At 70.0% G+C, this 23,140-nt stretch carries 17 protein-coding genes and 3 pseudogenes; 12 read left to right on the forward strand and 8 right to left on the reverse strand.

All coding sequences use genetic code 11. The features are described from left to right. Positions 1 to 4 precede the first annotated feature (4 nt). Both WMF31_RS34785 and WMF31_RS34790 read left to right on the forward strand, forming a co-directional pair. The gene (locus WMF31_RS34785; RefSeq protein WP_436606067.1) at positions 5 to 1,078 is read left to right on the forward strand and encodes a hypothetical protein; all 1,074 of its coding nucleotides are present in this window, start codon (positions 5 to 7) and stop codon (positions 1,076 to 1,078) included. Positions 1,079 to 1,269: 191 nt separating this feature from the next. Further along, positions 1,270 to 2,829, forward strand: coding sequence for an ATP-binding protein (locus WMF31_RS34790; protein WP_436606068.1), 1,560 nt, complete (start codon positions 1,270 to 1,272; stop codon positions 2,827 to 2,829). 464 nt (positions 2,830 to 3,293) lie between these two features. Here the strand turns inward: WMF31_RS34790 and WMF31_RS34795 are convergent, their stop codons facing one another. After that, on the reverse strand, positions 3,294 to 4,322 hold the full coding sequence (locus WMF31_RS34795; protein WP_436606069.1) for a hypothetical protein: 1,029 nt from the start codon (positions 4,320 to 4,322) through the stop codon (positions 3,294 to 3,296). A 442-nt stretch (positions 4,323 to 4,764) separates the two neighbouring features. Here WMF31_RS34795 and WMF31_RS34800 point away from each other — a divergent pair, with 442 nt between their 5' ends. Both WMF31_RS34800 and WMF31_RS34805 read left to right on the forward strand, forming a co-directional pair. Then, positions 4,765 to 4,905, forward strand: coding sequence for a hypothetical protein (locus tag WMF31_RS34800; protein ID WP_436606070.1), 141 nt, complete (start codon positions 4,765 to 4,767; stop codon positions 4,903 to 4,905). Between the two features lie 266 nt (positions 4,906 to 5,171). Further along, entirely contained in the window at positions 5,172 to 5,672 is a 501-nt protein-coding gene (locus WMF31_RS34805) for a hypothetical protein (RefSeq protein ID WP_436606071.1), read from the forward strand. Here WMF31_RS34805 and WMF31_RS34810 read toward each other — a convergent pair. Together WMF31_RS34810 and WMF31_RS34815 are read right to left on the reverse strand one after the other, a co-directional pair. After that, a complete protein-coding gene (locus tag WMF31_RS34810; protein ID WP_436606072.1) occupies positions 5,669 to 6,502 on the reverse strand; it encodes an RHS repeat-associated core domain-containing protein in 834 nt (277 codons plus the stop codon). The genes WMF31_RS34805 and WMF31_RS34810 overlap by 4 nt on opposite strands. A gap of 592 nt (positions 6,503 to 7,094) precedes the next feature. Beyond that, positions 7,095 to 7,529 (reverse strand): annotated as a pseudogene (locus tag WMF31_RS34815) (DUF4150 domain-containing protein); the annotation flags it as partial. 251 nt (positions 7,530 to 7,780) lie between these two features. Between WMF31_RS34815 and WMF31_RS34820 the strand changes: the two are divergent. Next, positions 7,781 to 8,950, forward strand: a pseudogene (locus WMF31_RS34820) (IS4 family transposase). 305 nt (positions 8,951 to 9,255) lie between these two features. After that, a complete protein-coding gene (locus WMF31_RS34825) occupies positions 9,256 to 10,056 on the forward strand; it encodes a GNAT family N-acetyltransferase (protein ID WP_129344677.1) in 801 nt (266 codons plus the stop codon). 33 nt (positions 10,057 to 10,089) lie between these two features. On the opposite strand, the gene WMF31_RS34830 is transcribed toward WMF31_RS34825, so the two are convergent. The 3 genes from WMF31_RS34830 to istA all read right to left on the reverse strand — a co-directional run bounded on the left by WMF31_RS34830 (position 10,090) and on the right by istA (position 12,779). Next, entirely contained in the window at positions 10,090 to 10,242 is a 153-nt protein-coding gene (locus WMF31_RS34830; RefSeq protein ID WP_436606073.1) for a M2 family metallopeptidase, read from the reverse strand. Positions 10,243 to 10,533: 291 nt separating this feature from the next. Then, positions 10,534 to 11,295 (reverse strand): ATP-binding protein, encoded by a 762-nt coding sequence (locus tag WMF31_RS34835; protein WP_436601961.1) that lies wholly within the window; start codon positions 11,293 to 11,295, stop codon positions 10,534 to 10,536. Continuing rightward, complete coding sequence (gene istA / locus WMF31_RS34840) at positions 11,292 to 12,779, reverse strand: IS21 family transposase (RefSeq protein WP_436600151.1); 1,488 nt, start codon at positions 12,777 to 12,779, stop codon at positions 11,292 to 11,294. The genes WMF31_RS34835 and istA overlap by 4 nt, the downstream gene beginning before the upstream one ends. A gap of 225 nt (positions 12,780 to 13,004) precedes the next feature. Here istA and WMF31_RS34845 point away from each other — a divergent pair, with 225 nt between their 5' ends. Next, entirely contained in the window at positions 13,005 to 13,295 is a 291-nt protein-coding gene (locus WMF31_RS34845; protein ID WP_436601510.1) for a hypothetical protein, read from the forward strand. 216 nt (positions 13,296 to 13,511) lie between these two features. Then, positions 13,512 to 14,063: pseudogene (locus tag WMF31_RS34850) on the forward strand (integrase core domain-containing protein); the annotation flags it as partial. A 1,320-nt stretch (positions 14,064 to 15,383) separates the two neighbouring features. Here the strand turns inward: WMF31_RS34850 and WMF31_RS34855 are convergent. Beyond that, positions 15,384 to 15,704, reverse strand: coding sequence for a hypothetical protein (locus tag WMF31_RS34855; RefSeq protein WP_436606074.1), 321 nt, complete (start codon positions 15,702 to 15,704; stop codon positions 15,384 to 15,386). A gap of 329 nt (positions 15,705 to 16,033) precedes the next feature. Between WMF31_RS34855 and WMF31_RS34860 the strand changes: the two genes are divergently transcribed. Then, positions 16,034 to 16,732, forward strand: coding sequence for a hypothetical protein (locus WMF31_RS34860; RefSeq protein ID WP_436606075.1), 699 nt, complete (start codon positions 16,034 to 16,036; stop codon positions 16,730 to 16,732). A 389-nt stretch (positions 16,733 to 17,121) separates the two neighbouring features. Here WMF31_RS34860 and WMF31_RS34865 read toward each other — a convergent pair whose 3' ends face one another. Continuing rightward, the gene (locus WMF31_RS34865; protein WP_436606076.1) at positions 17,122 to 17,397 is read right to left on the reverse strand and encodes a hypothetical protein; all 276 of its coding nucleotides are present in this window, start codon (positions 17,395 to 17,397) and stop codon (positions 17,122 to 17,124) included. A gap of 635 nt (positions 17,398 to 18,032) precedes the next feature. On the opposite strand from WMF31_RS34865, the gene WMF31_RS34870 reads away from it, so the two are divergent. The 3 genes from WMF31_RS34870 to WMF31_RS34880 all read left to right on the forward strand — a co-directional run bounded on the left by WMF31_RS34870 (position 18,033) and on the right by WMF31_RS34880 (position 23,137). Continuing rightward, a complete protein-coding gene (locus tag WMF31_RS34870) occupies positions 18,033 to 19,283 on the forward strand; it encodes a TIR domain-containing protein (RefSeq protein WP_436606077.1) in 1,251 nt (416 codons plus the stop codon). A gap of 642 nt (positions 19,284 to 19,925) precedes the next feature. After that, positions 19,926 to 21,350, forward strand: a complete 1,425-nt coding sequence (locus WMF31_RS34875; protein WP_436606078.1) for a Cas10/Cmr2 second palm domain-containing protein — start codon at positions 19,926 to 19,928, stop codon at positions 21,348 to 21,350. After that, entirely contained in the window at positions 21,347 to 23,137 is a 1,791-nt protein-coding gene (locus WMF31_RS34880; protein ID WP_436606079.1) for an RAMP superfamily CRISPR-associated protein, read from the forward strand. Before WMF31_RS34875 ends, WMF31_RS34880 begins: the two co-directional genes overlap by 4 nt. The last annotated feature ends 3 nt before the right edge of the window (positions 23,138 to 23,140 follow it).

Here is a 23,140-nt window from a genome sequence, read left to right on the forward strand (position 1 = left end):
AGCCATGATCCCCGCCCGATTGCCTGCACCGCGCCCGCTCCGCCGCGCCCGCCTCGCCCTGGCCGCCGCCGTCCTCGCCTCCGCGGCGCTGATCGCGCCCGCGAGCGCGGTCGCCCAGGACGCGAGCTACGACTCGACGCTCGCGCAGACGCTGTTCGAGGAGGGGCGCCGCCTGATGGAGGCGAACGACCACGCGCAGGCGTGCCCCAAGCTGGCCGAGAGCCAGCGCCTGCGGCCCGGCACGGGCACGCTGCTCAACCTGGCGCTGTGCAACGAGGCGCTCGGCAAGACGGCGACCGCGTGGGGCCAGTTCAAGGAGGCGCTCTTCGCCTCGAAGAAGGAGGGCAACGAGGCGCGCGTGGCGTTCGCGCAGGAGCACATCAGCGCCCTCGAGCCGAGGCTCTCGCGGATCCAGCTCAAGGCGGAGAGCACGCCCGGCCTCGTGGTCCGCGTCGACAGCCTGGAGATCCCCGCCGCCGCGCTCGGCACGCCGATCCCGATCGATCCCGGGACGCACGAGGTCGAGGCGACTGCGCCCGGGTACTCGGTCTGGTCGACGAAGGCGCAGGTCGGCGACAGCGCGGACCTGAAGACGATCGTCGTCCCGAAGCTCCTGCCCGTGCCGGCCAGCGACGCGGCCGCTCCGCCGCCGCCCGCGCCCAGGCAGGCCGACAGCGCGACCGGCGGCGGCAGCGGCCTGCGCACCGCGGGCTTCGTGATCGGCGGCGCCGGCGTGGCGGCGGTCGGCCTCGGCGCCGTGTTCGGGATCCTCGCGGCGGGGCAAGCGAGCGGCGCGGAGGACGACCCGGCGCTCTGTCCGGACAGGCGGTGCTCTCCCCTGGGCCGCGACGAGATCAACGCCGCGAAGACCAAGGCCACCGTCTCGACCTTCGGGATCGGCGTGGGCATCGCCGCGATCGGCGCGGGCGCGATCCTGGTGCTGTCCTCGGGTTCGTCGCGAACGGAGGGAGCTCCGGTCGCGGGGGCGCGGCGGAGCGGGGCCGGGGCGCTGCGGGCGCGGGTTGTGCCGCTGATCGGCCCCGAGGGCGGCGGGGTCGGGGTGCTGGGCGCGTTCTAGATTCCAGCGCGCCGGGCAAGGTGGAGCGCCGCCAAGAGCGAGAGATCTTGAATCCCGGCGGCACGGACGACACAGCGGGAGACACGCCCCAAATGCTGTGTTCGCCCCTGGGCCTGTGGCGGGCACCGACGCGTCAATCAGGGGGTATCCGCACGTGACATCCGCGCCGGCGCGCGCTCGCTTTTGTCTCGATGCACGATGCCGGTTCGCGGGAGACCTCCCTCACCGCCAGGCTCCGAAGCTGCAAGGCCGATGTGATCGAGCGCTGGACGCGCCGGGTGCTCGACGATCCGACCGCGCCCTCGGCGCGGCGGAGCCGGGGGCCGGCGCTGCTCAACGACGTCCCGGAGCTCTTCGACCACCTCATCGACGCGCTCGCGGCGAGCCGGCGGGCTGAGCGTCACGACGACGGGAAGGCGGATCTCCTGCTCGCCTACCAGCGGGTCGAGGATCACGCGCGGCGCCGCGTGGCGCAGGGCCACTGCGTCGCGGCGGTGATGCGGGAGCTGTCGCACCTGCGGGCGGCGGTGATCGAGGTGTGCGTGGCGCAGGGGATCTCGATCGGGACGAGGGAGGCGCAGGTCCTCCAGGCGGTGGTGGACGCGAGCCTGTGGACGAGCGCGCTCGAGATCGACCGGGCGACGCGCGCCGCGCTCGAGGAGAGCGAGGCGCGCCTCCGGCTCGCGACGCAGGCGGGTCGGGTGGGCGTGTGGGACTACAACGTCGTGACGGGCGAGCTGCGCTGGGACGCCCGTTGCCGGGAGGTGGCGGGGCTGGATCCGGAGTCGGCGGTCGTTTACGACCTGTTCCTCGCGGCGATCCACCCGGCCGATCGCGCCCGCGTGCAGGAGGCGGTGCAGCGCTCGCAGGAGCCAGGGGGCGGCGGGGATTACGACGTCGAGTACCGGCTGGTGGGGCTCCGCGACGGGGTCGAGCGGTGGGTCTGCGTGCAGGGGCGGACGATCTTCGACGCCGAGGGGCGCGGCGTGCGGATGCTGGGCACGGTGATCGACATCTCGGAGCGCAAGCGGGCCGAGGCGGCGCGGCTGGAGGAGCTCGCCTTTCGCGATCGGTTCCTGGGCGCGCTGAGCCATTACCTGCGCACGCCGCTCACGTCGGTGACGCTGGCGGCGAGCGTGCTGTCGCACCAGGGCAACCTGACGCCGCGCCAGGCGAAGCACGTGGAGCGGATCACGGCGAGCGCGCGGCGGATGGCGCGGACGATCGAGGATCTGCTGGATCTGACGCGGAGCCGCTTCGGCGGGAGCATCCCGATCGCGCTGCAGCCGGAGAACCTTCACGGCATCTGCAAGGGCGCGATCGACGAGCTCAAGGTGATGCACCCGGGCGTGCCGATCCGGCTGGAGCTGCAGGGGAGCGGCGCGGGGCTATGGGACCCGGAGCGGCTGGCGCAGATGGTGACGAACCTGGTGCAGAACGCGGTGGACTACGCGGATGCGGGCAGCGCGGTCCGGGTGGCCGTGAGCGCGCGGGGGGACGACGTGCTGATCGAGGTGCACAACGAGGGGCCGGCGATCGCGCCGGAGCTGATGGCGACGCTGTTCGATCCGTTCCGGCACGTGCCCGAGGCGGAGCGGGCGCCCTCGGGGCGCGGCCTGGGGCTCGGGCTGTTCATCGCGCACCAGATCGCGAGGGCGCACGGGGGGGAGATCGCGGTGGAGAGCGCGGCGGCGCAGGGGACGACGTTCAGGGCGCGGCTGCCGCGGAGGGAGGCGGGGGGGAAGCGGTGACGGGGGCAGCCCGGCGTGGGGATGACGGGCGTCCCGGGACCGTCGGAGGAAGCATGGGGCGGCGACGGGAGGCGGGGCGTGGGAGCGACGTCGACCGCATCGCCTCGGCGCTCCTCAGGCGCCCCTCGCCCCGTCTATACCCACGCTCCACACGAATCGTCTCGAATTTCGCAGCAGTAATAACAGCAGCGGCAACAGCAGCGCGACTCAGCCCCTTGCACCATCAATACAGCACGAGATCGCTGCCACGAACGCAACACCTTCCGGCGCACGCCGAGCGTCTGCTATTGCGCCTCCGGTACCCGCAAATCCAGCACACGAGACGTCATCATGACCTTACCGCACCGGGCGCGGGATGCCATGCTGGTCGCCGAGCCGTGAGCAGCAGACGCGGCAACGGCTCATGGTGGGGCGCTGCTCGGGCGCCTTGGTCAGCATCGAGGCGATGAAGGCGCGATCGGCGGTCAGTTACACGGCCCGAGGTCGGCCCACTCGGCCGGGCACCACGGGTCCGGGTTGCTCGGCGGGCAGTTCGGGTGCGACCACCAGATCTGCTGGGTCGCGGACCAGAGGTGGCCGCCGTCGGTGACCAGGGTGGAGGGCGAATACACCTGCGCCGACGTCCACGCGGGCACCCCCGAACAATCATTCCCGCTTGACGTGCAGGCCTCCCACGTCGAGGGCGACGCGCCGAAATTCTCGTTCTGGTAGATGTAGGGCGCGGCGTCGTGGAACGACCAGGTGCTCGCGCCCGACATGGGCTGCCAGACACCCGCGGTCGTCTTCAGCTCCTGGCGCAGCATCTTGATGGGCGCCTCGCAGGAGACCTGCGGCTCGGGGTACTGCGGGCCCACGTCGGCGAAATGCTCGATGTCGTGCGCGTACATCTCGACCGTGGTGCGCTCGTCCTGGGCGAGGAACTGCCAGCCGGCGCCGTCCTTCATGTCGACATAGAGGCAGAGCTTGGAGCCGCTCACGCTCGCGACGCGCTCGGGCGTGCACCACTCGTACTTGAAGACCACCTGCTGCCCGGGCTCCAGGTCGCCGAGCGAGCCGCCGCAGGTGCTCCCCGAGCCCCACGAGGGCAAGAGGCTCGTGCAGTCGGGGTGGTTCCCCGTGACGCCGTCGTCGTCCCCGTAGTAGTAGACGAACCACCCATCCGGGCTGTGGTAAATGCCCGACTCGAGGTTGTAGTACCACTGCCCGATCGCGGTCCACGCCGTGCTCTCGTTCAGGAGCTCGGGGATCTCCCACTCGATGATCCAGCCGCGGGTGTCCCCGATGGTGCCCGTGTAGCTGCTCGTGAGATCGTACGTCCCGCGGAGGCTGGCCACACCGAGGCTCTCCGCCTCCACCTCTGCTCCCGCGCCGGCGGTGCAGGCGGCGGCGCCGAGCGCTCCGAGGAGCAAGAGCGCCGCGCCGGCGCGCAGCCGGGCGGCGCGCGACGGACGACGAAGGTGGGTATGCGTCGACGAAGCGATTTCGATGTTCATGAAAGCTCTCCTTGAAAGAATGTCCGACGTCGCTCGCGCGACAACGACAAGGAACGCCGCGAACATGGCGGCCGCCTCGAACGACGTCAATGGGCGAGCGCGCCGGGGCGATGCCGTGAAGCAGGGGTGGGAGCGACGCTCCGACGACCGGTGACGGGCTCATGCGCTCGGCGCGGCGATTCCGCGACAAGCCTGCGCGGCGTCGCTCGCCGCGCGCGCCCTGGAGGCCGTGGGCCCTGGCCGTCCTTCACGGGATCGTGCACGGGATCGCGCTGGTCCGTATCACCCGGCCCTCCCCTCGGCCGCCCCCTCGCCGTCACCCGATCGCTATCGATAGAGCCCGCCGAGCGCCGGTCCAGCGCCCGCCGTGCGCGCCGGCGGCTGCATCCATGCCGGGGTCTCCACCCACAGCGCGAGGTACGGAACGAACGCCGACCGGCGAATGAGCATGACGAGGAACGGCTGGCACACGACGAACGAGCGCCTGGGCTCCGGCATCCCGAACGACAGGATCGCGGCCTCCGCGGTGACGCTGGCGCCGCCCTCGTCGAGCGTGAAGCGCACCCGCTGCCTCGCCTCATGAAAGACCCTGCCCGCGAGCTCCCCTGTGCACAGAGGTCGTCCGAGCAGCTCGGGGAACGACGCCTCCGTCTCGAGCTCGATGCGCGGAATGGCGACCTCCTCCCCGCGGCGGAGCGACCGGTACTCAGGCGGGAGCCTCCCCAGCCGGTCGAGCACGTCCCGCACCGTCTCCCCCAGCCGCTCGCGCGGCGGCACCTGGGCGATCAGGAGGCGATCCTCGTCGGCCGCGTCGGTGCAGAGCTCGATCACGAAATCCCGCTCTGAACGATGCTCGTGCACGATCACCTGCGCCGCCCGCGCCGCGTTGTGCGGATGGTTGTTGTCCACGATCCCGAAGGCGCGAACGGGCCGCGCGTCGAACACCCCCTCCCGCACCGCGAAGACGGCGGGAAACCGCAGGTCGCGGCTCAGGTATCCATAAGCGAGCAGCGCGTCCGGCGCGAGGCCGCGCGGAAGATACCGCACCTCCGCCGCGGAGAACCTGGAGAGCAGCTCGCTGCGCAGCCGCTCGAGGATGCCCTCGGCGCCGAAGCCGGCATCCGCGACACACCACGCGGGGCTGACCGCCTCGTCGACGACCGTGCGGCTCAGCGCGTCGGCCAGCGCGGGTTGAGGCGCGAAGCGCAGCGCCCCGAAGCGCTGCTCGAGCTTCTTCCAGGCGAGCGCGAGCGACACGCTGAAGACGAGGTCCGTCCCCGCGGCGTGGGGGGTGTCGAGCGTGGCGCACATGGCAATCGGCATGACGGACTCCTGGATCTCCCCACCTAGGGTCGCGGCGGCGGCGTCGGATTGAACGGCACCATCCGGCCGTTCTCGCACGCGATCGAGACACCGGGCAGGGTCGGGTGTGTTCTCATGTTGTCGCCCACGCAGGCGACGGTCGTCGCGCCCGTCTGATGGGCGACGTGGTTCGCGATGGAGCCCCCCGGGTATCCCGGCGGATCGGTCCCCCCGTGGCAGACCGTCATGTGCACGGTCGGCGCCGTGATGCCGGCGTTTCGAATCGTCTGCCCGAGCTGCTGGCCGTTGAGCCACGGCGTGGACGCCCATCGCTCGTGCCCGTCCTTGTACAGCAGATAACCGGGCATACCGTGCCCGACGATGTCGAGGTGGGACTCCCCGGCGAGGGCGTTCGGCACGCGTCCTAGCTGGCTGTGATGCACAATCCGCTGTCCGGTCTGCGCCGCCCGCTGCTGCGCGAACGTCGTGCACAGGCTGTCGTCGCTCATGAGCAGGATGACCAGCCCCAGCGGGTCGATCCACGCGGTCACGTTGGGCACGAACGCGACCTCGAACGCGGACGCGTCCGGCCCGAGCGGGTCCGGCGTGGTGAACGTCCCGAGCTCGGGCGCGTACCAGCGCGCGCGCTGGTAGCAGAGGCCCGTCACCTCGTCCGCTCGCTGGCCGGCGAAGCGCAGCGCCGTGAACCGCCCCTCGGCGCGCCCCGGCGCGCCCAGCGCGCCGACGTCGAGCGAGGCGAGCGCGCCGCTCGGATCCACCATCAGCCACGGCGTCGACGCCGCGTCCGTGACGACATCGCGGAAGGCCCCGCCCTCCTCCGCCTCGCAGAGCGGCGTGAACGCATCGTCCGCGAACACGCGGCGCACCGACCGCCCGTCGCTGCCGATCTCCTCGACCGGCGGTCACCTCCCCGCGCGGGCCGGGGACGAGCGTGTACCGCGCCCCGGCGGGATCGCGCACCGCGGTGATGGCGCCGTCGCCGTCGCGGCGCTCGAGCGTGAAGGAGCGGCCCTCGGCGTCCTCGAGCCCGACGAGGCGTCCCGCCGCGTCGTAGGTCCGGCGCTCGGTGAAGTCCACCTGCGGCGGCGTGTACACGGCCCCGGTGATCACGTCGACCGGGTGGCCCACGCCGGCCTGCCCCTCGGCGCCGGGCGCGGCCGGCGGGCGGGGCGGCCCTGCGCCCTGGTTGCTGCCGCCTCCCCCGCCGCCGCCGTTGCTCGGCCCGTGCGGCCCTGCGGCGCCGGGCCCTGCCGCGCCGCCGCCGCCACCCCCCCCGCCGCCGCCGTTGCTCGGCCCCTGCGGCCCTCCGGCGCCGGGCCCTGCCGCGCCGCCGCCGCCGCCACCGCTGCCACCGCCGGCGCCGCCCGCGCCGCTCGCGCTTCCGCTCGCGCCGACGGTGATCGACTTGTTCATCTGTCCCATGCTGCCGGTGATGCCGGCCATGCCGAGCTCGATGAACACGTTGGGCGCGCCGAGCCACGGGAAGCAGGGTCCGCCGGTGTTGAGGCTGACGACCTCCCGGAGCGTCCCGGGCTCGTTGCCGTGGCACGCCTTCATGCAGCCGCCCACGGTCAGGATCTTCGCGCCCTCGATCCTGGTGCGCATGCAAGGATCGATGATCCCTTCGGCGACGGTGCCCATCGTCGGGTAGGGGATCGGGACGGGGCTGGGCGCGGCGGGCGTGAGGCACACGCTCACGGCCATGCCGGTCATCTGATGACCCGACTTCTCCGTGATCGCATCCATGTGCAGCACGGTAACCTTGGCCATGGTGCGCGATGGTCGCACGAGGCCGGCGGGACGGACAACGATGGGCGGCGATCCCGCGGGCGGCCCGTTGAGGAGCGCCCACGCTGCCCGCCGGAATCTGACAGATCCCCTCATTTTATACGGCAAATTCGTCGATTCCCGCGCCGCTGGCCCGCCGCTTCCACCGGGCGCCAATGTGGGGCGATCGTTTACATGAGCCCACGAAACTCAGGTGTTTCGGGTGAGCCGACGACGAACACGTGAGAATCTGCAGTCGCTGGCCGGAATAGTATCGGTATGAGGCAATCGGCGGGCGTCGACGCGTGCACGGAAGGCAAGGCGACGGGGACTTGACGACGACGCGCTCGGAGGAGCGGTCACATTCGATGAGGGCTCGCAGGCAACTCGAGCGCGTAGGGCTCAGCGCGAGTAGCATCGAGCGGTTCCTTCACGCCGCTGTGAAAGTCGACCTGCACGTCAAGACCGTGCTGTCCTTGTCACTGGCAACCCTGGGCGTTCTGCACTCCGTCTCCCCTTGCATTCACGTGGTCGGGCGAGGGATGGCGTGGGCAAGAGACGGTAGCCCCAAGCACGCGACCAAACAAGTTGATCGCCTGCTGAGTAACAACAATGTGTCCCCATGGCTTCTGTTCGACGCTTGGGTTCGCTTCGTGGTGGGGCCGCGAGAGGAGCTGCTGGTCGCTCTCGACTGGACGGAGTTTGATGTCGATGACCACGCCACGCTGGCGTTGTACTTGATCACTCGTCACGGGCGAGCAACGCCGCTTATTTGGAAGACGGTCAAGAAGTCGTAGCTGGCTGGCAAGCGCAACGCCTATGAAGGCGAGGTCATTGAGCGGCTGCACGAGATCCTTCCGAAAGCAACTCGAGCAACACTCCTCGCGGACCGGGGCTCCGGCGACCAGGAGCGGTACGCACATCTCGGCAATCTGGGCTGGGACTACATCATTCGGTTCCGCGAGTGCATCATCGTCACCGATGCTTATGACACCGCGCGTCCTGCAGGCGAGTGGCTCGCATCTACCGGACGGGCAAAGATGCTGAAGAACGTCCGGGTCACGCAGGACAAGACGGCCATCGCGGCGGTCGTGCTCGTTCACGACAAGCGGATGAAGGAGCCCTGGTGCCTCGCAACCAGCCGTGCCGACCTGACGGCGAGCCAGGTGGTCAAGCTCTACGGCCGTCGCTTCTGCATCGAGGAGACGTTCCGCGACGTCAAGAACGTTCATTTTGGCATGGGTCTCTCCGCCATACATATTGGCGACACTGCCCGACGCGACCGACTCCTGCTTATAGCTGCCTTTGCGCACGTGCTCCTGACGCTCCTTGGGGAGGCAGGAGAACGGGCCGGCCTCGATCGACTCCTGAAGACCAATACCGTGAAGCATCGAACCTTGTCGCTCTATAACCAGGGGTGCTACTGGTACACGGCCATTCCCAAAATGCGGGAAGAGCGGCTTGTTCAACTCATGACAGCGTATGGCGAGGTGCTCCGTGAGCACGCCGTGACCCGTGAAATTCTTGGGACCATATGAGGGGATGGATCAGGCTGGGCCTCCGTCGGCGCCGCGCTCTGTCTCGGCACGTCTGCGCCCAACGTCGTGGCGGCGGGATACACCACGCGTGCGACCCCCACCGAGCCCGCCCTTTGCTGCCTTCTCGGGCAGGATCCCCATAGCCCTCGCGACCGCCCCGCCTCGCCGCGAACCGGCCCGGTCCAACCGGACGTTTACGGGACTGCGCCGGGACCTCGCCGCCGCTGCTGCTCGGGCGCAGTCCCGCAAATGCCTATTCATTGCGGGGGCGTTTGGTGCTACTCGCCGACCGGAGGAGGTTCCGCATGCCCGACCCGATCGAGATCGAAGAGTCCAACGCTCAGTTCCTGGCCGCCTGGATCCGTTTCAGCCAGGGACTGCCCGGCCATCAGATCGAGCACACCGACGGCGTCTCCGTCGTCCTCTCGGGCACGGACATGGTCCTGCTCAACGCGGCCACGCTCTCCTCGCCGGCCACCGACCTCCAGGATCTCAACCGGCGGGTGTGCACGGCCCTCGAACTGGCCCGGGCGGGTGGCGTCCCCTGGCTCTTCGCGCTGTCCGACAGCTGGTCGCCGGGCGGCGACGGGGGCGCGACCGCCGAGCTGCTGGCCCGGCTCGGCTTCAAGCCGGCCGTGTCGCTCATGGGCATGGTGGCCGACGCGATCACCCCGCCGCAGCGCCCGATCGCCGGCATCGAGCTCCGGCGCGTGGCCGACGCCGAGACACGCGCCGCCATCGCCGATCTCAACTCCGGCGCCTACGGCGTCCCGATCCCCGCGGGTCGCGCCTCCGTGGCCCACGAGGCGCTGTGGAACGACCGGGCGTTCGGGCGGGTCGGCTACGTGGACGGCCAGCCCGTGTGCGCCGCGGCGACGTTCATCGTGGAGAAGATCCGGTACGTGGGCTTCGTCGTCACCGCGGCCGAGCACCGGCGCAAAGGGTACGCAGAGGCGGTGATGCGCAGCTGCCTCGACGACGCGCACGGCGCCACCGGTATCGAGAGGACCGTCCTCCACGCGACGGACATCGGGCGGCCCGTATACGAAGCGATGGGGTACCGCGCGGTCACGCGCTTCGGCTTCTACGCGCCGCCGCAGGCCTGAAGCCCGGGCGGCGTCGCGCCGCGGCCGCCGCGTCTACCACCCGCACGTCTTGCCGCGGTTCCGCTGATCGAGCCAGCGCTTGAGCGGCGCGAAGTGGTCGAGCATCGCCGCCGCATCCATCTGGCCCGATCCGATCACCGCCTCGAGCGCCTCGGGCCACGGGCGGCTCCGCCCCATCTCCATCATCCGCCGGTGTTGACGCTCAGGCTGGCTGATGGCTCACCGAGCAGACCCCCTGATGGCCATCGCAGGCGTGCTCGGTTGGGGCTGACAGATCCCCTCATTTTATACGGCGATTCGTCGATTCCCGCGCCGCTGGCCCACCACTGTTGATGATCTCGGTAACCCGCGGGAATTCGGTGAAGTTCACCGGTGAAATCCGCAGCCGGTGCCGATGGAGACCACGCCGGATGCCGGTGAAGTTCACCGGTGAAATCCGCGTCCGATGCCGGTGAATTTTCCCGGTGAAGAGGCCGCTCAGCGCTTCTTGGTGCGGCGCTGCTTGGTGCGGAGGGCGCTCAGCTCCTTGGCTTCCTTGAGCCGGTAGCTCTCGGCCTCGATTTCGATCACCTCGGCGCGGTGCACGAGCCGGTCGACGAGCGTGACGACGCACGCGGCGTGCGGGAAGACTTGGCCCCAGTCGGAGAAGGCCTTGTTCGTGCTGAGCAGGATCGGCCTGTGCGCCTCGTAGCGACGGGTGACGACCTCGAAGAGCAGGTCGGCGTAGCGGCTATCGTAGGAGAGGTAGCCAACCTCATCGATGCAGAGAAGCGCGGGGACCGTGTAGCGGCGCAGCCTTCGCGCGAGCGCGGCCGAGGACTCCTGCGCGGCGAGGTCGGCGAGCATGTCGCTCGCGGTCGAGAAGCGGACCGTGTGGCCCCGGACGACGGCCTGGTGGGCGACGTTCTTGAGGATCATGGTCTTGCCGACGCCGTTGGGGCCGACGAGCACGGCGTTGTGGCCGGTGGCGACGAAGCCGGGGGCGAACAGGTCGTCGACGGCCTCGCGGTCGATCTTCTTGGGCCAGGACCAGTCGAAGTCGCTCATGGGCTTGAAGGTGGCGACGCGGGAGTTCTTGAGGCGGCGTTCGAGGCTGCGCTTGTGCCGCTCGCGCTCCTCGATGGCGAGCACCTCGTGAAGCCAGGGCTTGTCAGCGAGCTCTTCCAAGCAGGCGAGCAGGCCGAAGAGACCAAGTCTCTTGAGGCGGGAGTTGGTCTCGATGGGCGTCAGGTCGGTCATGGCGTCGAGTCCTTCTTCAGGGCGTCGTAGGTGGCGAGTGAATGCGGCGTGACGACGACGTTGGCGTGCTGGCCGCGCGTGACGGGGATCGAGACCGGAGGGGGCAGGCAGCGCTCGGAGCGGCGGCGGTCGATCACCTGGCGGACGGCACCGACGTGGATCGTGTCGCGCTCGAGCACCTCGACGAGGGCCTCTTCGAGCTCTGCGGCGCCGACGGCGTCGAGCATCTGCAGAAGCCGGGCGATCGCGCTGCCGACGTTGCCGCCGCGCTCGGCGATGACGCGAAGGAAGGCCTGGCTGCTGCGGGCGGCGCGGGCAAGGCGATCGAGGCCGCGGTGCTCGCGGGCGCGGCGCTTCTCATCGACGAGGCGCTGAATGTGCTCAGGCTGCTCGATCTGCTGACCGCGATCCCACGAACGGGCGTGGGTCGCGACGATCTCGTTGCCGTCGGCGATGCGCACCTGTTCGAGGTCGGCGAAGACGACCAGCGTGCGGCGCGTCCGGTCGTGGGGGACGGAGTAGTCGTTGAGATCGAAGCGCGCATAGGGGGTCTTTCCAACCTCGACCTCGACGCGCTCGTGGGCCGGAAACGGCGTGTCGGGGTATTGCAAGAGGACGCTGCGCTCATCGTCGAAGGCCTGGCGCACGGTGCGGGCGCGGTCCTCGACCCAGGAGCGATCGAGCGCCGCGGAGCTGGTCCACTCGGCCGCTTGTCGGTTGAGATCGTCAAGGTCGGCGTAGGTCCGGGCCTCGAAGAACGCCTCGCGGACGTAGCGGATGGCGCGCTCGACGCGGCCCTTCTCGTTACCGCGGGCGACGGCGACGGGGCGCGGCTCGAAGCGGTAATGCGCCGAGAGATCCAGCAGCATGGGGTGGAACCGGATCGCGTCGCCGTGGCGCTCCACGACGGCGCTCTTGAGGTTGTCGTAGAGCAGCACGCGTGGAACACCGTCGAACTCGGCGAACGCCTCGACGTGCCCGCGCACGAAGAAGGGCATCGCCGCGCCCGGGAAGAAGCGCAGGAAGATCCGCCGCGAGTAACTGAGCACCATGACGAAGGCCCAGAGCGGTCGCCGAGCCCGGCCGATAGCCAGCTTGCCGAAGTGCGCCCAGTCGACCTGCGCTTGCTCGCCGGGCAGCGTGCGGAGCCGCTGGAATGCCTCGGCCGGCTTCTTGGGGCGGAGGCGGCAGATCACCCGGCGCAGATGATCCGGACCGCCCGGATAACCGCGCTCCTTGAGCATGACGAAGAGGCGACTCGAGCGCAGCGAGGGATACTTGCCGAGCTGCTCGACGATGAACGGCACGAACGGGTCGACCATGGACGGGCGCGGCGCGACGACCTTCGGGTCGACGCCCGCTTGCCCGAGCACGCGCTGCACGGTGGTGTGGTGCAGCCCGAGCTGGCCGGCGATGGTGCCAACGGGCCACTTTTCGCCGTGGTAGAGGCGCAGGATCTCGGCCTCCTTCTCCTTGGCGATCACCGCCACCTCCCGTCACCGCGGTGGCCCTCGTGGGACGCGGGGAGCGCGTCGGTGGAGAGCTGGCCGAGCGCGCCGCTCGCGCATGGCCCAGTGTGGAAGCCGCGCTCCGCAGAGCGAGCAGCGGCCGACATCTCGGATCCGATCGTCATCGTTGTCCTTTCGGCCGGGGGTGATCTCCGGCGCGACCTGGGACATCGACGCGGCCGCGGCTTCCGTCACCCTGTGATGCGTCACTTTCTGCGCCGAGAACTTGTCCCGCTGCCGCTCGCGGTACCGGGCCTGGCGAGCGGCATGGAGGCGGCGAGCGCGAAGCCGGGTCCGATAGGCGGCGCCGGCGCGGCGGAGCGACTCACGACGCCGGAGCGGGCGGCAGTCGAGGCAGAGGCGCTGGCCGCGATCGCAGCGACGGCAGAGGCGAAGCTGGACGCGGCAGCAGGCGCAGAGGGCGAGGCGGTAGGTGGACGAAGGCAACGAGCTCCATGCCGCCGATTTCTGGACCTGGAGCCCGGCTTGTGATGAAGGTGGGGGACTCCGACAAGGCGGAGCTCCAGAAGGCCCGAGGGTGGCAGCCCTCGGGCCTTCGACTTTTCGGCGGGCCCAACGTCTACGCTGCGGAGGCGAGCGGGGCCCAGATCGGCGCAGGTGGTGCGGGCGGTGAACGGTGAACGCTGGCGATCACGCGGCCGCGGTCTTCACCGATCGGACGCGGGACGCGATGATCACCGACAGCGGCCGAATCGTATCCGCTCCGATAACGGCCCGCCGTTCGCCACGCAGGGCATTGGAGGGCTCTCGGCGCTGTCGGTGAGCTGGATCAAGCTCGGCGTGGTTCCCGAGCGCATTGAGCCCGGCAAACCGCAGCAGAACGGCCGGCACGAGCGCATGCACAAGACGCTGAAGGCGGAGGCGACATCGCCGCCCGAAGCCACGCTCGCGGCGCAGCAGCGCGTCTTCGACCGCTTCCGGCACGAGTACAATGACCAGCGGCCTCACGAGGCGCTCGGCCAGAGGACGCCGGCTTCGCGCTACACGCCGTCGCGGCGGACGATGCCGAGCAAGCCCTCCTCGCCGGAGTATCCGGACACGATGGCCGTGCGACGCGTGGGGGACATGGGTCGGCTTCAGTTCGGTGGCGCGAACACCTTCGTCTCCAAGCTGATCGCCAACGAACCCGTGGGGCTGCTTCCGATCGCCGACGACGTCTGGGAGCTGTACTACGGGCCGGTTCTGCTCGCGCAGGTCACCTTGAAGAACAAGGAGCTGCAGCTCGCCAAGGCACGGTGACCTGCGCGCACTCACGCCGGAACGTGAGGAGAGGCTCGCGTGTACCGAGACCGCGGGAAGCGGTTCGTGTATAGATCCTGGCGGTCCGAGAGAGCGCGGTGAGCGTGTCGCGTCGACGAGGATCCGGCCCCTGTTCCCAGTCCTCCCGGAGCAGGGGCCCGTAGCTCAAGGAAGTGTCACCGCTGCTCCCGGTCAGAACTGTTACCAGGGCTCCGCTCGTACACCTCGCCCAGCCCCTTCCGTTCTCCCCCGGCGCTTTGCCGCCCTCTCCCCCACCTCCGCCGCTCGCCTCCCCACCTCCTGCGCCGCCGCCCCCGCCTCGCCGCGCTCGCCCCCCACCGCGCGCCACGTCGTCCCCGCTTCCGCCCGCTCATCCCCCACCTCGCCGGAGTCATCCCCCACCTCGCCGGAGTCACCCCCCACCTCCCGGGCCTCACCCCCCGCGGGGCGCCCGCCCCCCGAGCCGGGGGCGGCGCCCGCCGGCCAGGGGGCGCCGCTCCTCCTCCCCCGGCCCCCTCTCTTCCGCCCGGGTTCCACGCTCGATCGCGCCCGGTGCCCCCATCCGACGACCCCCGCCGCGCCTTCACCGCACCCCGGCGTCGCTCTCCCGGACACGGGGATCACGCTGCGCACCCAGGACGTGCTCTCCAGGTCTGCTCCCCGTCTGCCCGAGGCCCGGACGAGATCACGTCGGGCAGCCGTCACGAGGCCGCGCGGGGGGCGTCCCCCCGATCGCAAGGCTCCGCGAGCACAGGATCGCCGCAGCGCTCGTCCTCCTCACGACCTTGTCCGCCGGCGGTCGCGCCGCGCGATGGCGCTTCCGGCTCGGAGAGACGATCCTGGGACGCGAAAAGCAAGAATCAGGCGTGCATGTTCAGCTTCAGCACGATCATGTGCTTCAGGTTCTCCTCATCGAAAGTCCATCGCTCCGCGTTCTCCACGGGAGATTCCGTCTCTCCGACGAGTCGCACGGAGCCGACGAGCGGGCAGGACCGCCCAGGGTGGCGCCGAGGTGACGGACTGAGCGAAGCCGTCTCCTCACCCGAGCTTTCTCGCACCGGCGCTCGGCAAAGCTTCGGCTTGGTCGCCCGCTTCGGCGGATATTCGATGGGCCGCATCGAACGGCTCGACGCGGGCCTGCTGCCCGGGGTTGGATCCGGGCTCCGCCGAGCCCGCGCGCCACGCCACGGTCAGCGCACGAAGCTCGCCCGGGCGTTCTCGCCGAGTAGCCGATGCCTCACGACCGCACGCTCGGCGTCCTGAACGTGACTTCCTACCAGCCTCAGCTCATCCGCCGGCCAGGCGCTGAAGACAGCAGGATCATCTGTCGCGATCGCGACGCGCAAGCCCCGTCTGTTTCAGCAGGGCGATGATCGGCGGCTCGCGAAGATTGGCGACGACGCAGTTGGAGCTCGGACACGACTCCACCACCAGCCGCCGCAGTGCGATCGACCGCAGGAGCTGCCGGCGAAACCTGTCGAACAGGTTCCACCAGAGGGCGTCGGTCGGTACCCATACGCGATCTCGTACCGAGACACGGTCGGAACCGCTGTAGCGCGCGGCAGGCACATCCATCATCACGTCCGGCGTCGTCGCGAGCATCGCGGCGAGCCGCTCTGCATCCGCGGGTACCCCGAGCATCGACGCGGCCGCCTCGCTCAGCCGAGCTGCCGACCTCGCACGGAAAGGGTCGCCGCCGCGCCCGTCCTCCGCACACCGCTGTCCGGCGACGATCGCGCCGAGGGGTGAGCGCGTCCCCGCTCGCTCGGCTCAGCGTCATTCTTGCCGCGGTGGCGACCGCCAGCGGCCTGCTCGCGACGCCGGGGCGGAGAAGCGACCTTCCATCGCATTGCCTCGACGCACCTCAGGCACCACTCGCCTCGTCTATACCCACGCTCCACTCGAATTGTCTCGAATGGCGCCGCAGCGGCAACGTTACAATGGCCTTGTCGCATCGTGCGCGGGATCCCATGCTGGTCGCCGAGTCGATGCGCAGCAGATTCGACGCCCTCGGTAAGAACGTCTTGCGCGATACTCTCGCCCGCGTCGGCGCCGCCGACACCGACGTCGAGGTCATCATCGCTTCCCAGACCATCGACGTCTGGTACGTGCCCGACCCGACCCGCGCGACCGCGCGCGCCGAGCTCGGGTTGCTCGGCAAGCTCGCGGCGGATCCGTGCCAGTTCGAGCCGTTCCACGGCCTCCCGAGCCAGGGCGCGCTGCGCGGCTGTGTCCGCAAGCAACTCCACAGGCATCACGAGCTCGAGCGCCGCGCCGGCGGCGAGGTGCCATTTCCGCGGCTGTGCGTCCTCAGCAGCGGCCAGCCCGCAACCGTGCTCGACGCGGTCCGCTTCGAGCCCGAGCCCGGCCGCGCCGGCCTCTACCGTTCCGTACCGGACTGGCGCATTGACGTCGTCGTCGTCATCGCCGAGCTGCCGCGCACGCGCGAGACGCTGCTCGTGCGGCTGCTCGGCGCGCGCCGTGCTCCGCAACGCCATCTGGGACCTCAACGCCCTGCTCGAGGACGCCTGGGAGAGGAGCATCGCCCTGCCCTGGCTGGTACGCTTGCGCTTCATCAAGCAGTCGATCCGGAACAAGGCCCGGAAGGAGGGGCTGCAGGAAGGGCGCAAGGAGGGGCACCGGACCCTGGCCAGTCAGTTCGAGAATGAGCTCAGCCGGTCGCTCTCCGAGGCCGAGCGGTCCGTGCTGGCCGAGCGGCTCGACCGACTCGGCCTGGATCGCCGCGGCGATGTCTGCCTAGAGATCTCCGCCGATGCGCTCGCCACGTGGCTCGCCGCGCCGGCGGCGCGCTGAAGGCCGGCCTGGTCCTGGCCACAGGCGCATCCGCCTCCGCGGCGGGAATCGCCGGCTCGCCGCTCAGCGCCGCACGCGGCGCAAGGTGGAATGTCCAGCCCTCGGTCTGGCCGGCGAGCGTCTGCCGCTGGAGCCCGCGGCTTCGGAGACTAGCTGCCGCTTTCGGCGATGGTCATCACCGCCGGCTCGGAGAGGCGATCCGGGGACGCGACAAGCCAGAACCAGGCGTGCGTGTCGAGCACGATCACGCCTTTAGGTTCTCCTCGTCGTACGTCCATCGATCCGCGTTCTCCACAGGAACCTGGATCTCCCCGACGAGCCGCACAGAGCCGGCGAGCGGGCCGAATCGCTCGGGGTGGCGCCGAGTCGACGGAGCGGGCGAAGCAATTTCCCCCGTCGGGAGAGCGTTCGCCGGGGCGATACGCTTGGCCCGGAGGCGTTCGACAAGGGGGAGGAGCGCCTGGACGTCCTCATCGGAAAGATCGGCGAGGTGTTGAGCCAGGATTTGTCGAGCGGTCACGCTGGTGAGCTTACCGGATCGCACACACACGTTCCACTGCCGGCGCACTGAGATCCCGTCATCCGCCGCCGATGATGTCCGTGCTCACGCGCTCGCTTCGTCCTCGTCGTCGTCAATGGGCTTCTCACCACGCGGACCGATCGATCTCGGCCGCGTTGAACGAGAGAGCACCGACCGCATCCGTCTTCACCGGGCCCTCACCAGACCGAGCAGCCAAGCTCTACCTACCTCCCCACAAAGGGCCGTTTGCCGCGGAGGGAGCGGTTGCGAGGATCACTCCGCAGAGGCAGCCGCGCTGCCGGAGGCGCAGCTGCGTGCGCCTGCGACGATCCGCCACGAACTACGCCGGTGGTGCAGTAGCTCGAGCGGGAGCCCTTCGCCGATGCGGCCCATACCTCGGTGGACTGGGGCGACCTCTTCGCACGCAATGAGCCGCAAGCCAAGTAGCGGCTACGAGACCGAAATGGCAGCGCGACCGTCGCACGCTACGCTCTTGCAACCCGAACAGGCCATGTCCGCTCGAGATGCGCCGAACCAGGATGTCGAGCGGGCCGAGTTCGTGGCCGCCTTGTGTCATCCTCCACGCGCCGCTATCATCCCGTGAAGCCGACCCACCCGTCCGGTCCAGGAGCCGCATGATCACCTCTCAAGCCACCGACATTCGCCTGTGCTTCGTCTCCACCTTCCTGTCGCACGCCTCATCCGACAAACCGTTCGTCGAGGCCGTCGCGAAGCATCTCGCACGGCGCGGCGTCCTCGCGTGGCTGGACAAGGAAGAGCTCGCGCTCGGCCCACTCGACACGGCGTTGAAGCAGGCCGTCCAGCGCCAGGCCACGATGACCCTCTTCCTCTCCGATGCCTACCTCGCGTCCGACTGGTGCAGGGACGAGCTGCGCTGGGCGATCGAGGCCACGGAGGGCGTCGAGCACCTCCTGCCCGTCTACCTGGGCGATCCGCTCAAGCTGGTCAGGCAACACGAGCGGCTGCGCACACGGTTCCTCCACCCCGACGGAGATAAGGTCAACCAGCTCGGCTCTTTCGACAAGAACAACCCGCTGAGCCCCGATCCGGAAGCCGTAGCCGAGAAGATCGCCGCCGCCGCGTACCGGCGGACCATCCCCGCGGCGTGGTCCGAAATCGCGATCGTCCTCGATCAGCGCGGGAACGGCCCTCGCCGGGGCCCGCCTCCTGTGCCCGCGAACGTCGCCAGCCTCGACATCCCCGCGCTGGCGTTCCGGCCGAGCCTCATGCCGCGCGAGCAGCGAGAGCTGCTCTCCGGGGCCGACTGGCAGCACGCGGCGCAGAGCCTGACGTGGGCCCTATCCACCGCGCTCGGCACGCTCCGCGGCGATCCGCGCAAGGTGCGGGTCTTGGGAGATGCCCAAACCGGGCTCGTGTGGGCCGTTGGCCGGCACCTCAATCGCACGACGTCCGTGGACCTGTATGGCTACGACAGGAACGGGCTGCCCGCCACCAACAGGGGCCAGGTGAGGCATACACCGATTCCCGGCGGCGATCCCGCCTGCGTCAAGCACGTGTCCGGCCCCCTGCTTCCAGCCCAACCCGTGGTCGCGCTGGGGGTCGGCTCGGCCGCGCGCTACGCGCCGCTCGCGCAGCAGGCGGTGCCGGGCACGCCGCTCATGTGGATTGAGTCCGGGTTCATCGCCGACTCGGATCAGGCCATGAAGCTCGTCGCGGATATCGTCGCGGCCGTTGAGCGACTCCGCCATGAGCACGGGGTCCGCGAGGTGGTGCTCTTCTGGGCCACGGCCAATCACGTGGCGCTGCTCGCCTCCGCCAACCTGACGCCGCACGTCATCCCCCAGGTGCGAACCATGGAGTGGGACCACCACGCCGGGAGCTATTTGGAGCTTCCCATGCCGTGACCACCCGAGCCACCCGCACCCGACGCTCCGACGCACAACCCCAGTCCGCAGCTCCTCCGTCGCCAGGGGCCGCCGTGCCCAGCCGATAATGTAGAGCAACTCTTCCGGATTGCGCACGCACGCCGGGAGAGGCCGGACCAGGCGCGCGACCTCGCATTGGCCCGTCCACTGCGGCGACACTTTCCAGGGCACGTGCCACATCCATGGGACGACCGTCACCGAACCCGATCCGGCCGAGGTATCCCCCCTTTGGAAGCAGGCGACCGAAGGTCGCCCAGAGCGCGCAGGGAGGCGAGCACGTCTCGTTCAGTTCGCAGCCGCCGCCCAGCGCCTGTTCCGCTTCGAGCCCGAGCCCGGCCGCACCAGCCTCTGCCATGCCGCGCCGGGCTGGAACGATGATCGCCCGTCTCTCCCCAACAGCGAGGAATCGCCGGCAGTTATCGGCCCCCCTGCCGTACCTGCACCGCACATCCGGCACGACGAGCGCACATGGTCCGCAACAGGTCCCACATCGAGGCGCTCCGGTGAGGCGCAGCGGCGCGATGCAACACGACCTCGGGCGGCCCCACTGCACCGAGTTGCATGGCCCACAAGTTCTCCTTGACATCCGCGCCCTTTCTCCTCGAACCTCGACGCTCGCACATGTTCGATTTTGCGCCCATCCAGCAGCGCGTGCGTCGTGCCCTTCAGAGCGCAGGTGCCGAGCCCTGGCTCGTCGCTTACGACGCCAATGGCATCCAGGAGCTCGTGACAGCAAGCAGCCGCCCCCTTGCCATGTTCGGGGCGAGCGCCACCATCGCAGCCTTCGATAAGGCCGCTTCGGCGCGCGACGGGTGTATATTCGCCGGTGGCGGGCGTGGCGTCGAGATCGTCGCCTCTCGCAATGCGGCAGAGGCTCGCGCCATGGAGCTCGTCGGGCGTTTCCGCGAACAAACTGTCGGCGGCGTCATGGCCGCCGCGGTCGTCCCCTATGATCTCAGGGCCCCCGCAGACAGCCTCCGGTGGCTTCGCCAGAAGCTCGACATCGAAAAAGACCAGGCTTCACCCCCCGACGGCGCGCTCCCGACCGACAAGCGCGACCAGTGCGCCGACTGCAGGATGTTCCGCGCGGTCCACCCCTCCGAGCGCAAGGATGCGTCGAATGAGCGGGTCTGCGAGCGCTGCCGCGCGATGGTACGCGCCGGCCGCGATGCGAGCACAGTCGGCCAGGAACCGATCCAGTCCCTTCTCGCGCTCTCCCCCAGCCGCCGCGTCGCGGCCGTCTCCGCTGACGGCAACAACGTCGGCGACTTCTTCGCTTCCCTCACCTCGCTGGAACGGATGGCCGCCGCCAGCGAGGTTATCCAGGAGGTCTTCCGCGATGCCCATCGGGAGGCGTGCTCCGCCCTGCGCCACGACAAGGTCTCGCTCGCCACCGGGGGGGACGATATCCGCATCTTCCTGGCCGCCGAGGATCTACTCCAGTATGCCGGATCCCTCGTCCGCGCGCTCGAACGCCAGCTCGACCAGCTTGCACGCCTCGGCGCGCCCTTCTCGCGCGATGAAGCGTCACGGCTCGCTCGCCTCGGCGTGGGCATTGGCGCCGTCGTCTCGGACGCGCATTTCCCCGCGTCCCGCCTCATGGCGTATGCCCATGCCCTGGAGCGCTCGGCCAAGCGTCTGTGCCGGAGCGACAGCGCGCGTTCCGCCTTCGATTTTGCGATCCTCCGCGCCGGCGATGCCTCCTTCGGCGCCGTCGAACGGCGTTCCGACGACGACGGCCGCCCCTTCCCAATGGATGCGGAGTCATGGGAGAACCGTCGCCATCTAGCCGAGGCGCTCGCCGCGATCCCCGGCGCTCAGCGCGGCATCCTGGCCGAGTCCCGCACCCTGGATCCGGTCGAGTTCGCGAACCTCCTCCGCTACCAGGTTGCGCGCTCGAAGCCATGGCAGGGCTTCTACTGTGCAGCGGGCGTCGACTGGCAGGATCCCGCCGCCGTCATGCGCGAGCGCCCCAGACAGGCACTCCTCGATCTCGTTCGCCTCCTTCCATCGAACAAGAACAACGACATGGATCAAGGCTCATGACCGCCTTCGAGCTGCTCCTTCGCTTCCCCGCCGGAAGCGTGATGATCGGCGGTTCCTCGGAGGTTCCTGACGGCCTGCACGCCGCTCATGCCGAGGACCGAGATGGTCATCCTTTCATCCCTGCCACGGCCCTGCGCGGCGCGCTGCGCGAGGCGCTCGAAGCGCTGCTGCGAGGCGCTGACCTGCCCGCCTGCGCGGGCGGGACTGGCATCGATCCGGGTCGCGCGGAAGCAGGCGAGCTCCCATCGCAGCCTTGCACCCTTGATGGCGGCACCCGGTGCAAGGCGTGCCGCCTCTTCGGCACGCAGCGCGCGCGCCTCGACCCGGAGGAGCGCGCGTTCTCGGCCCTCGTCCTCGGCGATGCCCGCGCGGGCGCAGACGTCGATACGTGGACCGTCCTGCCCGGCGTTTCCATTGATCGTCAGGCGCGCAGCGCCGCCAACCAGCGCCTTTTCCTGGCGCGTGTCCCCGCCCCGTCGCGCGAGCGCGCGTTCGTCGCGCGCGGCCGACTGATCTTCCCCGAGCTCAAGCAGCTCTTCGAGGCAGCCGCGAACGGCACGACGCACATTGGCGCCGGTCGCAGCCGAGGTCTCGCCCGCGTAAAGATGAAGCTCCGCTGGCTCGAGGAGGAGCCACGGCGCGCTCCGCTCACGATGCCAGCAGAGGGAGATGTGCGCGTCCGCGTCACCCTCCGCTCTCCAGCGTCCATCGGCGTCCCCATCGCGAGCGACGACGTGCGCGACACCCGGCGCGAGATCCCGGGCGCCGCGCTCCGCGGCGCCGTGGGGTTCGCCCTCGCCGAGACCCTGCCGGATCCGAACGACGCTGCATTTCAGACCCTGGTCGCGCCGGAGCGAGGAGCCCAGTTCGGGTATCTGTACCCGGTCGACGACGATGCGCACGAGCCGAGCGCACCCCTGCCCATCACAGCCGTGGCGTGCAAGTACGAACGCCACGCGCACGGGGCCGTCGATACGCTCCTCGATCGTGTCGCGGTCGCGCTCGCCGAGACCGCCAAGCAGGCCAGCGATGTGGATCGGACGCGCCTCGCGCGCTGCTCTTGCGGCGCCCCGCTTCGCGGTCTCGACGGCATGCGCCGCCGGCGCACGCCTGTGCCCACCCGATCCGTGACCCGCGTTTCCATCGACCGCACCCGATCGTCAGCTCGAGATGAGCAGCTGTTTTCTCAGATCCTGCTCGACGCGGGCACGGTATTCGAGGGCACGATCCGGAACATTCCCGCGGGTAGCCGCGAACGCCTTGCGCTCGCGCTCTCGGTGCCGCTCTCCCTCGGCCGCGGGCGCTCGAGCGGCTGGGGGCAAGTCGATGTCGATCTCCGCGCGGCGCCGTCGCTTCCGGAAATCGACACGCGCGCAAAAGACTTCGACGAAGCCCTGCGCCGCCGTCTGAAGGAGGCCAATCTCCCCGACGATCGCGTAGGTCGCCTCGTGCCCCTCACGCTCCTCGCACCGCTGCTCGTGCACGGAGACGACGACGGACGGACCACGATGTTCCGCGCACTCGAGGCCAGCGAATTTCTCCTCACAGCGCGACGGTTCAGCCGCGAGGGCGGCTGGGATCAGCAAAAGGGCAGGATGGAGCCAGCGCTCGCCGTCGCGGCGGGAGGCATCTTCGTCGTTGATCTCGGCCCCGGGCGCTCCTGGCGCGACGTCCTTCCCCTGCTCGCGCGGATCGAGCAGCAGGGCGTGGGGGAGCGGCGGCACCAGGGTTTCGGCCACGTTCTCTGCTTCGACCCGTTCCACTGCACCCGCACCTTCCCGAGGTAGTCG

Source organism: Sorangium sp. So ce1036, from assembly GCF_051369805.1.
GTDB lineage: Bacteria > Myxococcota_A > Polyangia > Polyangiales > Polyangiaceae > Sorangium > Sorangium cellulosum_F.